This is a genomic window from Armatimonas rosea (assembly GCF_014202505.1).
In the GTDB taxonomy this organism is placed as follows: domain Bacteria; phylum Armatimonadota; class Armatimonadia; order Armatimonadales; family Armatimonadaceae; genus Armatimonas; species Armatimonas rosea.
Genome location: NZ_JACHGW010000002.1, coordinates 631615 through 645464 on the forward strand (window position 1 = coordinate 631615; position 13850 = coordinate 645464).

The 13850-nt window shown below is 63.3% G+C and carries 7 protein-coding genes; 2 read left to right on the forward strand and 5 right to left on the reverse strand.

The window, feature by feature from the left end; translation table 11 throughout:
- Positions 1-14: 14 nt before the first annotated feature.
- Positions 15-293, reverse strand: a complete 279-nt coding sequence (locus HNQ39_RS10880) for a hypothetical protein (RefSeq protein WP_184195290.1) — start codon at positions 291-293, stop codon at positions 15-17.
- Positions 294-298: 5 nt separating this feature from the next.
- On the reverse strand, positions 299-1240 hold the full coding sequence (locus tag HNQ39_RS10885) for a hypothetical protein (protein WP_184195293.1): 942 nt from the start codon (positions 1238-1240) through the stop codon (positions 299-301).
- A gap of 96 nt (positions 1241-1336) precedes the next feature.
- Between HNQ39_RS10885 and HNQ39_RS10890 the strand changes: the two genes are divergently transcribed.
- Positions 1337-2446 (forward strand): phosphodiester glycosidase family protein, encoded by a 1110-nt coding sequence (locus HNQ39_RS10890; RefSeq protein WP_184195296.1) that lies wholly within the window; start codon positions 1337-1339, stop codon positions 2444-2446.
- A 75-nt stretch (positions 2447-2521) separates the two neighbouring features.
- On the opposite strand, the gene HNQ39_RS10895 is transcribed toward HNQ39_RS10890, so the two are convergent.
- Together HNQ39_RS10895 and HNQ39_RS10900 are read right to left on the reverse strand one after the other, a co-directional pair.
- Positions 2522-8620: an Ig-like domain-containing alpha-2-macroglobulin family protein gene (locus HNQ39_RS10895; protein ID WP_184195299.1), complete on the reverse strand. Its 6099-nt coding sequence runs from the start codon at positions 8618-8620 to the stop codon at positions 2522-2524.
- Positions 8621-8750: 130 nt separating this feature from the next.
- Positions 8751-9872: a hypothetical protein gene (locus HNQ39_RS10900; protein WP_184195302.1), complete on the reverse strand. Its 1122-nt coding sequence runs from the start codon at positions 9870-9872 to the stop codon at positions 8751-8753.
- A 278-nt stretch (positions 9873-10150) separates the two neighbouring features.
- Between HNQ39_RS10900 and HNQ39_RS10905 the strand changes: the two genes are divergently transcribed.
- Positions 10151-11908: a rhamnogalacturonan lyase gene (locus tag HNQ39_RS10905; RefSeq protein ID WP_184195305.1), complete on the forward strand. Its 1758-nt coding sequence runs from the start codon at positions 10151-10153 to the stop codon at positions 11906-11908.
- Positions 11909-11923: 15 nt separating this feature from the next.
- On the opposite strand, the gene HNQ39_RS10910 is transcribed toward HNQ39_RS10905, so the two are convergent.
- On the reverse strand, positions 11924-13837 hold the full coding sequence (locus HNQ39_RS10910; RefSeq protein ID WP_184195308.1) for a tetratricopeptide repeat protein: 1914 nt from the start codon (positions 13835-13837) through the stop codon (positions 11924-11926).
- Positions 13838-13850 lie beyond the last annotated feature (13 nt).

Consider the following 13850-nt stretch of genomic DNA (forward strand, 5'->3'; position numbering starts at 1 on the left):
GCGATTGACCTAGCCTAAGTGGTGAGAAAGCGCATCTTTGCGTAGAGCAGGGCACCGTTGCAGGTGAGAAATACCCAGACAAAAATCCAGGCGTTGTGCTGCCAGAGACTGACCAGAGCGGCGGTCAGGAGGACGGTGCGGGTGGCAGGGTTCTTCAAAAACGCCCACTCTTGTAGAGAGATCAGGAGAAGCGTGAGCATGCTGTAGAGGAACTCACCCAGGCTAACGACAACTTGGGTGAGCCCTGTCAGGACCATGCGAAGCCCTTGGAGAAACAACTTGAGGCGACGCACGTTTTTTACTTCCCAAAGAGCCCGGTGGGGAGCGAGGGAAGCTTGAGCTTGCTCTCCTCGGGGACGATATGAAAGTGGGCGGGGGTGAGGTCGGCGGGGATATCGCGGTAGCGGTTGCGGAGCTGCTCCAGTGCCAGGTTCGCCCCGTAGAAGCCGTCGTCGGCGCGGTTGGAGAGGGCTTTGTTGTCCCGCTGATCGGTGAGCCAGCTCAGAGTGGGCTGGGCAAGCTCTTCTTTATTTCTCTGCCCCGCGAGCTGCTTGATCGTCCCAACTGTCTTCTCGAGCACGGTTCCTAGAGCGCTCTTGGTCGTGGTGAGCGCGGTGCGGTAGCTCTGGGCGAGCTCCTGACACGCGGCGGGAACGGGCTGCTTGTCAAAGACCTCGACAGTCGCGCCCCAGCCCTTCACGACCGGGCTGACTCTCTCCTCGAAGCGCTTGGCGACCGCGAGCTCGGGCGGGCCCTGGATCGGGGGTGCGTCCTCGGAGAGCAGGTCGGCGTAGGCTGCGGTGGTGGCAAGCGGGGCCAGAGAGAAGACCTGATTGAGCTGCATCCGGTGGCGCTCGCTCTCAAACCACTTGAGCCAGCGCAGGTAGGCCACCACATCGGCGGGCATGGGCTGGCGTGCGGCAGTGAAGAGCCCCCCCGCCGAGCCGCTCTGCCGCTCCGAGCCCGGCGCAGAGAGAATCCCGCCCGGGTTGGTGGCTCGCCCAAGTAAATAGCTGGAGCTTCCGACAAGTGCGAGTAGCGAGAAGATCGCCACAAAGCCCTGGCGGCGGCGGTTTGGCCCCCCGGCCCCCAGGGAGGGGGGAGTGTGTGAGGTTTGTGTCTGCGGGGCAGGCGCTTGCAGGGGCGGGGCGCTTCGGCGCGGCGCGGGCGCGAGCCCACAGACGGTACAAGGCGACGATGGTGAGGATTTTCGGGCTCCACAGCCTCCACAGCGGTTCATAAAATCAGCACTCCTGGGAAATGGACGTTGGGAGGCTAGGGTTGGTTGCGGCTCCTGGCGGGGAATTTTTAGCGGAGTTTTTCGGTATTGACGCACATGGCAAAGAAAACTGGGGCGAAGAAACAACGCTGGTGGGTGGGGGTGAGTGTCGGGGTGGTGGTCTTTGTGGCGGGAGCGATCGCCAAGGCGCGCTTTGTGGGCGACCTGCACTTTCGCTCTGGCGAGGCGGTGGATGCGCCGCACCCTGAGGCGACCTGGCCGTGGCCCGCTGCTACCAAAGAGACCCTCTGGCCCGGTGTCACCCACTGGCACCAGATCTCGTCGCGCGATGCCACACGCCTGGAGCTCTTTGAGTTCGACTTGGCGGCCAATCCCAAGCTCCGTCTGGAGATCTACGACCAGGACGAAGACGATGACACTCCCTTTGACAACAAGGCCAAGATCTACGAGCGGGGCGTGGCGCAGGTGGTCTCGCACTTGGAGCAGAAGGGGCGGGGGACGGTCCTGCTGGCCTGCAATGGGCTCTACTACGGCTACGATAGCAGCGGGCCGCGCGGGACGGCGTGGCATGTCTCGCCGGTGGTGCTCGGGGGGAAGTCGCACTACACCAATGGGGAGAACCACCGCTGGACCTTTGGGGTGCGCAACACCGAGAGCGGGCCGGTCTTTACCCACCTGCGACGTCCCGACACGGCCACTATCGAGAGGACCTTTGATTTCTCATCTGGGGCGGCCCACTGCCTGGTGCTGGAGGGCAAGCCCTACGGTCTCGCGCCGCTCCCGAAAAAGCCTGGGCTCCAGGCCGATGGCAAGCCCTACACCGAGCTGGGCAAGAACTTTGAGTGGATGCGCACCAGCCGCATCTCACTGGGCTGGACAAAGGACTCCAAGCGCCTGTACTTGCTGCTTGTGAAAGAGCCCGATGAAGAGGCGATCAGCAACTGGGCGGTCGAGTACGGCATCCCGCTCGGCGGGGGCTGGACCTTCACCGATCTGCAGAACTTCTGGCTCAAGCTCGGGGTCTGGGGGGCGATCAATAGCGATGGCGGCAATGTCGATCAGCTCACCTACCGGCAGGCCGATGGCAACTACTTCCTGATCCCGCCGATGGGAGTCTTTGCCGTGCCCCAGACCTACTCCCCGAGCTTTTCGGGCGCGCCCCATGCGGGCTCTCTTATGTACTGGGTCATCCGCGAACAAAAATAGCCCTCTTCCCGTGAGCTTGCGAACAAGAGGGGAAGAGGGCAACGAGCCTAAGCGAGTGGGAGATGGCCGAAAGAGCTACTCGACGCGCACCCGGTCCGAGGCGCTACGGCCGAAGGTCTCGGGGGCGTACATCTCCTCGGCCTTGGCGGGGGGCGCGATAAAGCTTCCCGGGGTTGTGGCACGGCAGATATAGCTGTACTCGTAGGCCCCCTCCCAGAGGTAGGAGCAGAACGCCTCCGCCCGCTCGTCGCGCAGGTTCTGGTGCTCGTACCAGTTCCACCAGGACCAGTAGCGCCAGCCCCTTCCAACAATGGCTCCCCCATTCATGGGGGCGGGGGGGGCTTCGGTTCCGCGGAGCTCGGGGTTGAGTGCCTCGAAGCCGGCGGGCAGCGGGTCGGTGAGGGCGACATGGTAGCGGCGCGTGGTGGCGACCATGCTGAGCTTCACCCGAACCTTTGCCCCCGCCTTCACCACCCAGGTGCCGTCGGGGTCGCGGCGCACGTCGGCGGGGTTGTCGACTGCCTCGTAGGTGCGGCTGACCGAGAACCCGTAGTCGGCGGCGGGAAGTGCCAGCGACTTGGGCGCGTAGCGCAGCCCGATGCGGTAGTAGAGCCGCCCAGGGCCGTCCTTGCCGATGGTGAGCGGCTGCATCCCCGGCTTCTCGGTGAGAGTCGCCATCGGGATCTTGGTCGCGATCCGGTCCGTGGTGCGTCCCTTGAAGGTGCCCTCCCCCGCGAATTTCTCACCGAGCCAGAGCCGGGCGACAAAGTCCGGAGTGACTCCCTCGAACTTGCGGAAGTAGCGGTCGAGCGCCAGCAAGATAAACGCATTCTCCTGCGTATTGCCCCACGCGCCGCGCTTGCGACCATCGAGTAGACCGCGCACCAGCTTGGGAATCAGCTCGCTCTGGGGCTGGTCGGCGATCAAGGCATCGAGGATGACACCATCGGCGCGGCGGTCCGAGTGGAGCACGAGATAGGCACTGTCTCTGTACGAGAACGTGTAGTGCGCCGCGCCCGCGGTCTCGGTGGCCTTGTTGTCGAGCCAGCGCCGGACATTGCCCAGCGATGGGTCCCCGGCCAGGACATTCAGGAGCCAGCCGATGGTCTCTGGGCCAAGTGCATCCAGCGAGGTCTCCCCCAGGAGGCTCTTGGCGCGGACCTTATCGCTATCGCCCGCTAGGTGCCGGACATAGAGAGCGTAGGCGATAATCATCCGGCGGCACGGGTAGGGATAGGTCTCGTCGAACTTGCTCTCAATAGCTTTCAGGTAGGCCATCGAGCGCTTGTAGGTCTCGTCGGGGACCGCAAACCCCTTCTGCTTGGCGCGCACCAGGGCATGGGCGACATGCACCCCCAGATACGGCCAGGGGCGCTCGGTGCGCGACCAGAACCCGTAGCCCCCGTCGCTGTTTTGCAGTTCTCCCAGCCGCGCCAGATCGCGGGCCATTGCGGCGTCCATCTCGTCTTGTTTGGGCATCCCCGCCGCCTTGAAGGCCGAGAGGACATCTTTGAGGGCGGCGGTGGTGAGCACCCGGGAGCTGATCTGCTCGGCGCAGCCGTAGGGGTAGTGCGCCAGGTAGATGTAGGCATCGGTGAGCTCTTGGAGCGCGGTCGAGGACGTCGTCACCTCCAGCTCGCCAAACTGTGGTAGGGCATCGCTGGGGGCACGCACGGGCTGAACAATCGCGCCGCTATCAATCGTCCCGTAGGTCGCAAACGCCTCCGTGGTCGCCGGAGTCCAGACCGGGAGCGAGACCTCTGCCGAATCCGCAATAGTTCCCCCGCTTGTGGGGGCGGAGGGGGCCACGGCTGCGAACTGGAATCGTGCGGTGCCGGGCTTGGCGGACTCGGTGGGGAAGCGCACCTCGACCCGGTCGTTGGCGGGAATCTGGACGCGTCGCCCACGGCCATCGGTGAGGGTGGCGTTGGTGGCGCGCACCGCGACATCGACTGTCATGGGGGAGTCGGTCTGGTTCTGGAGCACGACCGGAAGCTCGAACTTATCTCCGATATTGAGGAAGCGCGGCGCACTGGGGCGGGCCATGAGGGGCAGGCGCGCCGTCAGCGACGACTCCCCGCTCCCGCCACGGTCGGCGTCTGCGACGGCGACTGCGACAATCCGGTAGCGTGTCAGGTTGTCTGGGAGCTTGACCGTGACACGGGCCGTGCCATCGGAGTCTGTGACGACACTGGGGGTAAAGTGCGCCAGCGGGTCGAAGTTGGAGCGCACCGCGATGGCGGGCTCGGGGGCTTCGGGAGCGCCCGGCTTGTTGTCCACTGCCCCCTTCATCTTCGCCATCTTCGGCATGGGCTTGGCTGCGAAAAGTGCCATGCCGGACTCCGCAGGGGCTGCCGCTGCATCGGCCATCATGCCCCGCCCTCCGCCTCCAAAGCCACCGCCACCGGTTAGCCCCCCGAAGCGATTTGCACGTCCCGTATCTTTATCTTTCTTGTCGGACTCGCTACTAGACACGCGGAGGGGATCTTCTAGCTTGACATAGCTGCGCAGGTGCCAGTCGTTGACACCAGAGCCGTGGCTGGGGTGGAACGCGGCGACAATATCGCCCATGCTCCAGCCCGCCAGTGCCTGCACCGACTCATCGACCACGGCGATAGCGACCTCGCCGCCGGCTACGGGCTTGCCGCTGGCGTCTTTGACGCTCACGGCAACCTCGGTCTCGCCGCCGGGAGCCAGTGCGGCCACTTTGGGGTGGGCGAGCACGGTGAGCTTCTTACTGGCAGTCGAGACCGCCAAGTTCAGCTCGCCGCTGGCGAACGCCGGACGCTTGGCGAGTTTTTGTAACGGCTTGCCCTCATCGTCGGTGCGGGCTGCGGCTCCCACCAGCTCGACATGGGCAAAGAGATTGGGAAGGTAGCTCGCCTGGATCGGAATCTTGAGGGTGTGGGTGGGGCCGCTGACCGTGAAGCGCTCGGTCTTGAGGACCCCGTCACGGCGCAGGGTGAGGACCCCCTCTGCGGGGTAGAACGGTGCCTGCACCAGTAGCTCGGCGGTCTGGCCGGGCGTGTACTCCTTGGCGCTGGGAATCAGCGTGACTTGCTCCTGCGAGAGATCACGGCGTGGGCTGGGCTTGCCCCCCGCCACCCAGAGAGTCAGCTCGCTCTCGTTGGGGCGCTCTTTGCTGTCGCGCACCGTGGCGGCGACTTTCCACTGCCCGCCCTCTTTGGGGAGAAACTCCGCAGTCACTTCTTTCTGCCCAGAGCGCACGGTCCACTCCTTGACCTCTTTCTCCACCGACTGGTAGCGGCCCTTGACCCACTCCCACTCGGAGCGGCTGGCCCGGAGCTGAATCTCTTGACCCGCCTCGGCCTTGCCGTCGATATCGCAGACAATCGCCTCGATACTCAGCGGCTTGCCCTTCTCGACAAACGTGCGCTTGCTCTTGAGGCCGACATAGCGCGCCGACGGATGCACGAGCACCGATGTACTCGCGGCCCAGGTCTGGCGGTTGACATCCTGAACCGCGGCCTGGGCGCTGATCGTGTAGGGACGTGCGGGCTTGACGCCATCAAAGTCCAGGTGCAGGCGATGCACACCCGTGGGGTCGGTCTGCCCGGCGAAGGTCTGGCTGAGGTTGGCCTGGCGCCCCGGTCGGCCCGAGAAGCCGCCGCGACGGAACGGGGTGACTTCGTCGAAGCCGCCGTAGCTCCACCAGGGCACCCACTTGCCAAACGTGAACTCGCTGCGTCCCGGCGGGGTGTAGCTGGTCGGGCTGGCGGTGGCGGTCCAGGTCACTTGTGCGCCGGGGAGGGGGCCGCCGGCGTAGTAGGCCGCCTTAGTCGAGAGCTCGGCACCCTTGGGATCGGCGACAATGTGCGGCCCGGTACTCTCGTTCTTTGCCGTTACCTCAAACTCGGGACGGCGGAACTCCTGGACACTGAAGCTATGGCCCGCGCCCCCACCGGGGCCGCTGAAGCTCACGCTTGCCTGCCCGAGGTTCATGGTCTTGGGGAGAGAGAATGCCACATCGAAGCCGCCCCAGGCATTGAGCTTGGTCTGGCCTTTAGCGATCTCATTGCCCCGGCTATCGCGAAGCTGCCAGCTTAGGTCCGAGCCCGTGGGGACAATCACCGTGGCGAGCTTGGTGCCGGGGAGCTGCCGGAGCCAGCCCTTGAGGTGGACACTCTCGCCGGGTTTGTAGAGCCCACGGTCATCGAAGATAAACGAGAGGTTCTGCACCCCACGGCCTTGCTTGCGCCAGCTGCTCTCGTCCCAGCGCCAGAACCGTGCGGGTAGAAACGCCGTGTCGTTGCCCCGCTTGGCCGTGAGGATCGTCCCCAGCTTGTCGCTGAGAGGAAGCCTCACGAGGCCGTCTTTGTCGGTCTTGGCGCTCTGCCCGCCGCCCATCAGGCCGACCTCGGCACCGGAGAGAGGCTTGCCGGTCGCCAGGTCGGTCACCAGAGCGTAGAGGTCGTCGCTGTCTCCAAAGGCTGTGAGCCCGAGCTTTGTGCCTTGGACCCAGGTTGCGCCGCGCGGGGGCTCGTCGTACTGGTTGCGTTTTTTCCAGCCGGTTGCCTCCCACCAGACCACGGTACTGCCGCTCATGGGGAGCATCAGCTCGTTCTCATGGAGCGTGTCCTCGGTGCCCTTGAGCGCCAGGTCCAGCTCTTTGATAAGCTTGCCGGGTGGGGTTGCGCCCTTGCGACGCTCCTCCCAGTTGCTCTGCCAGGTGCGCCAAGCGTCCCAGTCGGTGGGGCTGACACGGTAGAGCTTTACCTTGACACTGGGAAGGTTGACACTGCTAAAGACCACGCGCGGCGCTGCGGCGGGATCGGGGATGAGCAGGGCCTGCTGTGGCCCGGAGAGCTGCTGCTCTGCGGGCCCCACGGTGAAGACCGCAGGCTCCGCGCTCTCTAGGGTCTGCCCGTAGATATCCTTGAGCTTGGGCGAGACAGTCACTTTATAGGTTGTACGGGCCTTCGGGCTGCCATAGAGGTTGATAAAGTTGCCGCTTGCATTGACTTTGACCCCGGGAGCCGCTGGGGAGATACTCACCCAGGCCGGGTCGAAGGCGTCGGAGTCGAGCGCGTTACTAAAACGCAGGCTCCAGCCGTTGCTGGGCGGGACACTGCGTCCGCGCTCGGGCTGTTGCTCGACCAGCTTGAGGGGGCCGTAGGTGCGGAACGAGAAGCTCTGCGCCGCCTCGGTGACCCGGGGGCCCTCGGCGCTGGGGGTTCCAGGACCGACCTCGACGGTGATCTGTGTATCACTCGGAAGCAGCTCGACCGGCTTGAGTGCCAGCCAGCGCTCGGGTGTCTCGCTCTTACCGACGGCTTTCTCCAGCTCGGCTTGGCTGGCACGCTGCACACGGACGGGCTTGCCGCTGGCGAGCACCTTGACGGTCTTGAGGACGGCATCGGGGGCGATCTTTTGGTCGAAGCTCAGCCAGATCAGGGGATCGCGGCGCTGGCCGGTGCTGCCGTTGCCGGGGCCGTAGCCCAAGAGACGGGTCGCGGGGGTCTTGAAGGTAAAGCTCTGGGCGCTCTGTAGGACGCCGCCGGTGACGGACTTCGTGCCCGCGGGGATATGGACCGCAAACTCGGTCGCCATGGGGAGGCGCTTGCCGGAGCCGGCATCAAAGATCAGGGTCTGGGTGCCTAGCCAGCGCCACTTGCCCGGCACCGCCGGTGTGAGGGTGACAGGGACACGCGCCGCGGCGTCTTCCTGGCCCGTGACCGCGACCATGGGCTGGGAGAAGGTCAGGCTGATGCGGTCGGCGAGCGGGACCTCGCCCTCGGGCTGGAAGCGGCGCAGGGTCAGTGCCCCCGACTCCACGATTGGCGCGGCGGCCTGGGTGGGCTTGGGCGGAAACTCGGTGGTGAGGGTCTGCCCGGCGCGCGGTGCGGGCAGCGATGCCTCTCGAAGCGCAAAGGTTTTTTCATCGTCGGGCTGGGTCTCGATCGCCTTGACCCGTGCCAGGATCTTGTCGGCGTCGGTATCGGAGAGCTTCTGGACAGGGGCGATGGGGTTGCGCTCTGCGGGGCTCGTCCCATCGCCGAGCTTGCCCGCCGACAGCCGGAACCGTAGCCCCTCTATCTCCTCGCCCGCCTCGGCTGCCCTGACGGCACCGGTGCCACGAAGGTAGCTGGCCCCGGCGGCACTGGCGAGCACGGCGGCGCTGATGGCGGCCCAGCGCGTCGTTTTTCTTGTCATCTCATCTTTCCTTTAAACACTGCTAGTATACGGCTCTGCCCCTTTGGTTCCTCGGGGAGTGACAAGGGTTCAAAAAGAAACAAGCCAGGGTGCGAGCACCCCGGCTTGAGGACATGGCAATCGCTCGCTTCTAGAAGCGGAAGCCCGCCGCGATATAGGTGTTGTTGAGGTTGACCTTCTTGGCAGGGTTCCCCAGGATCGGCTGCTGCTTCAGTATCTGCTGGCCCAGCTCGATAAACGTGTGTCGGCGTGTCTCTAGGCCCACAAAGAGCTTGCCACCGAGCCCTGATGGCTTCCCAATGGTCTGCTGGGGAAGGGTCTGGTACAGCGACTTGTAGTTGCCGATGCCTGCGCCGTAGAAGGGACGCGTGGCCTGTTGGACACAGTGCAGGTAGACACGGCGCTCGATTCCATAGCCCAGGGACTCCGAGCAGATCGCCTGGTGCGAGTTGCGGACGTAGTCAGCGTAGAGGCTCGTGGCGGTGCGGGGGCTCTGCTGGATATCAAAGCTAACCCCAAACAGGCCGGTCTGGTTCTTGGCACCGAACTTGTCGTTTTTGCTATCGGCGTAGTTGACCTTGCCGTACTTGAAGTTAAAGCGGGTCTTGGCGCCGGCCGAGAGGAGCGTACAAGGATCGACTAGCGGAAGCACGGGCTTGGGGGCCTCGACTGCCTTCTGGACGGGAGGCTTAGGCGGCTCTACCGGCTTAGGAGCGGGCGGCGGGGTCGGCTTCTCGACCACAACGGGCTTCTCCACAACAACGGGCTTCTCGACCACGGGCGGGGGCGGGGGAGGCGGTGCGGGCTTCTCGACCACGACCGGCTTCTCCACGGGCTTGGGCTTCTCGACAACCACCGGCTTCTCGACCACCACGGGGGGCGGGGGAGGCGGCGGGGCGACACGCTTCACGGGGGCGGGTGCCTTGGCCACCGGAGCAGGAGGCGTGGGAAGCGTCATGGTGATGGGGTTGGTACAGATCCACTTGATGACCGGCTTGCCATCGCGGGTGGCCCAGACCTTCAGACCGGGCTTGAAGGTGGAGATCTTGTAGTACATGTAGCCCTTGGGAGTGAGGCCGTAGTTGGGAACCTTGATGGTGGTGGTGGTGGTGGTTAGGACAAGGTTGGTACGGATATAGTCTAGCAGAGCCGCTTCCGAGACCTTGAAGTGCTTGGCGATCGCCTTGCGAGCGTGGGCATCTTTAGCAAGCGCATCGGCCAGCTCACCGGGGGTGTTGTACTGGACATGCATAAAGGCGTCTTTCGACGTCGGCAAGTGCAGGGCTTGTGCATGTACAAGAGTGGGTGTAATAAGTCCTAAACCTAGGGATAGGCTCATTAGACGTATATTATTAGTACTATTATTGGACATATCTCTTCTTTACTACCTCTGAATGGATGTTTAACCGCGGGGTTCTGCTCTTGGATGAGTATACGGTAGAAATTGTTCCGGTGGTGTATTTCACAACAAAAGTCGGTGCTGGAGGGGAGTGGGGTATAATAAACCGGTTGTTTTGCCGGGGGACCACGATGAAGCTATTTTTATCTATCGGACTTTTGTGCTTGGGACTGGCCAGTAGCGCCACGGAGCCGCCCGCCGCACTGCGGCAGCGGGAGGCGCTGGACCGAGGGCTGGTGGCGGTGCGCGATAGCACGGGCAGTGCTTTTGTGAGCTGGCGGCTCCTGGCAACCGATTCTCCGACCACCGGCTTTACGCTCTGGCGCGATGGTAAGAAACTCACACCCAAGCCCCTGACTGGTGCCACTTGCTTTGTCGACCCCAAGGCCCCCCGTGGCGCACGCTACACGGTCCAGGCCGGCACGGGGGCACAGAGCAAGCCCGTGACTCTCTCCGAGACTCCCTACCTCAGCATTCCCCTCCGCACCCCGCCGGGCTACACCCCCAACGACTGCTCGGTTGGGGATCTGGATGGGGATGGGAGCCTGGAGCTGGTGGTCCACATGACGGGGCGCTCGAAAGATAACTCCCAGGCCGGCCCCACCGATCCGCCAATTCTCCAGGCCTACAAGCTGGATGGGACTTTTCTGTGGGAGATCAACCTCGGGAAGAATATCCGCGAGGGAGCTCACTACACCCAGTTCCTGGTCTACGACTTCGACGGCGATGGCAAGGCGGAGCTGGCCTGCCGGACGGCGGATGGGACGGTCGATGGTACGGGGAGAGTACTTGGGAATGTGAGCAAGAGCTGGGCCAACGACAAGGGCTATATCCTCGATGGCCCGGAGCGTCTGACGGTCTTCGAGGGGAAGACGGGCATGGTGCTCGCCTCGACCGACTATGCCCCTGAGCGCGGCAAGGTTGCGGACTGGGGCGATAGCTACGGCAACCGGGTGGATCGCTTCCTGGCCTGTGTGGCCTACCTCGATGGCAAGCGCCCCAGCCTGGTCTTCTGCCGGGGCTACTACACCCGCACCGTGCTGGCCGCCTGGGACTGGCGCGATGGCAAGCTCTCACAGCGCTGGGTCTTCGACTCGGACAAGCAGGCCGACCCCAAGAAATGGCGTGGCCAGGGCAACCACAATGTCTCGGTGGGGGATGTGGACGGCGACGGCAAAGACGAGATTATCTACGGCGCGATGGCAATCGACGACAACGGGACGGGGCTCTACTCCACGGGTCTGGGCCACGGCGATGCGCTCCACCTCTCGGATATCGACCCCAGCCGCCCCGGGCTAGAGGTCTTTGATATCCACGAGCACAACAACCACCAGTCTGGCGCGGAGTTTCGCGATGCCCGCACCGGCGCACTGCTCTTTGGCAAGCCCTGCCCCGATGTCGGCCGTGGTGTCGCCTTCGATATCGACCCGCGCCACCCCGGCTATGAAATGTGGGCGTCGGGCGAGGGCCTCAGCGGTGTCTGGAATGTCAAGGGGGAGCAGATCTCCAAGGCGAAGCCGCGCTCCTGCAACTTCGGGGTCTGGTGGGACGGCGACTTCCTGCGCGAGCTGCTCGATGGCAATAAGATCACCAAGTGGGACTGGACCACCGAGACCGAGAAGCCCCTGCTCACCGCCGATGACTGCACCAGCAACAATGGCACCAAGTCCAACCCCGCCCTCTGCGCTGATATCCTAGGCGACTGGCGCGAAGAAGTGGTCCTGCGCACGACCGACAACAAGTCCCTGCGCATCTACACGACCACGATTCCCACCGGCCATCGCCTCACCACACTCCTCCACGACCCGCAGTACCGGCTGAGCGTTGCCTGGCAGAATGTTGGCTACAACCAGCCCACCCAGCCCGGCTTCTATCTGGGAGAGAAGTAGCCCTCTCCCAGACACTCACTTTTTTAGAGTCGCCTCGATTGCCTTGGCACGCTCGAGATACTCTTGCGCCCGGTCTTCTTGGTTTTGGTAGCTCAGAATGGCTGCGATACTACGCAGGACGACCGCTTCATTGGATCTGTCCTTCGCCTCTTGATAAAGAGCAAGCGCTTTTTCAAGCGTGTCGAAGGCTTTATCGTACTGCTCGTCATTCCCTTGGATCTGTGCCAGGTAGTGGAGTGCCACTGCCTGCTCACGAACCGCCTTGCTCTCGCGCAGAAGAGGCAGGGCTTCCTCAAGGAGGCGCTGTGCGGCATCGAATTTTTCATCCTTGATGAGATAAGCCACAAGGCTCGTCAACGTAGTGCCCGCTACCTTGGGCTTGCCTTGCTTCACGAAGAGAGCCGCACTCTTCTTGCTACACTCTTCCATCTGGTTGTACTGGTCGACATTGTAGTGGTAGACCGCAAGCTGGGCGAGCGCACTGGCCTCCTCATCGATGAGTCCCGCCTCATGGTAGAGGCCAACGGCTTGCTCCATCACCACGACCGCTTCCTGATCTTTATCCTGTGAGCTAAGGGTTGAGGCGCGGAGCATCAGGCCATACCCCTCCGATTTTTTATCCCCGATCTTCTGTGCAAGCGTCACGAGCTCCACCGAAGTGGCGAGGGCGCGATCATAGTTTTTCGCCTGCACCTGAAGGCCGATGAGGGTCATGAGAGGAGTCGTTTTCTCTTTCGCCAGCTTGATACGATCTATCGACTTCCGAAGCGTGCTCTCCGCCAGGTCATGTTGGCCTTTCTGGCTATAGATACCCGCAAAGACTATAGCCAGGTAGGAAGATAAGTCGTCGTCGGGGTACTTCTCGAGCAGAGCCTCCGCACGCTTGGCTGTCGCGAGCGCACTCTCGGCCTGGTCGGAGGCGTACTCACACATGGCAAGGGTTGTGAGCCCCCGTAGCTGCATCCGGGGATACCCATGCTTATCCGCGAGGACAACCGACTGGCGCGCGGTATCGGCCGCCTCTTTATCCCGATCGCTGTGTGACAGAGCCATTGCCTGCATAACCGTTGCATTGATCTCGTCCCACCGCGAGCCCGTCTTCCGGGCGAGGCTCAGTGCCTCGGTTGCGCTCGCAAGGGCACTCTCCCCCTGCTTCAGATCGTCGTAGAGATTTGCCAGGAGGAGGAGCACGAGCGACTCAATCCGTGTGGCTCCTGCGGCTTGTGCTTTCTTCCGAGTACGATTGAGCTGGATCAGGGCCTGGGCAAGCTGTTTTTTCTTGAGCGAGAGCTGAGCTTGGGACAGCGAGTAGTAGATATCCCCGAGGACAGATGGTTTTCGCACCAAGGTCTGCGAGAGCTGTGCCAGTACCTGCTCTGCCTGCGAGAACTCTTCGTTTTCTCGGTGGAAGTCGTGGAGATGGAGCAGGACAAAGCAAAGGTCGGTTGGATCGCTCTTCTGGGCTAGGGCTAGGGCTTCTTGAAAGTAGCTCCTCGCTCGCTCCGGCTCCCCCTGATCCTGGTAAGCCTCTCCTTGTCTGCCTAGAGCCATGATCTCCAAAGAGCGATCCATGAGCTTTCGTGCAAGTGCCAGAGACTCCTTGAGCAGGGGGATGGCCTCGGCGTTTTGTCCCATCTCATTGCGCAGCGATCCCAGAAAGTAGAGAGCGTGTGCCTCGGCCAGGGGCGCAGGTGCCATTCGGGCGAGAGTGAGGGCTTTGTCAAAGTAGGGCTCTGCCTGGTTACCATCGGTCTGCCGGTCTATGGCGACACCCAGAGCGACAAGGAGGAGGGCCTCCTCCGCACGGTCTCCACGCTTCTGCGCGGCAGCGATGCCGTCGGTGGTGATCTTCTGACTCTCCGTAAAGCGGGCTTGACGACGCGCTTCTGCGGCTTGGTCAAAGGCGAGACGAGAGGGGGAGTTTTGCATACAAGTTACCTTT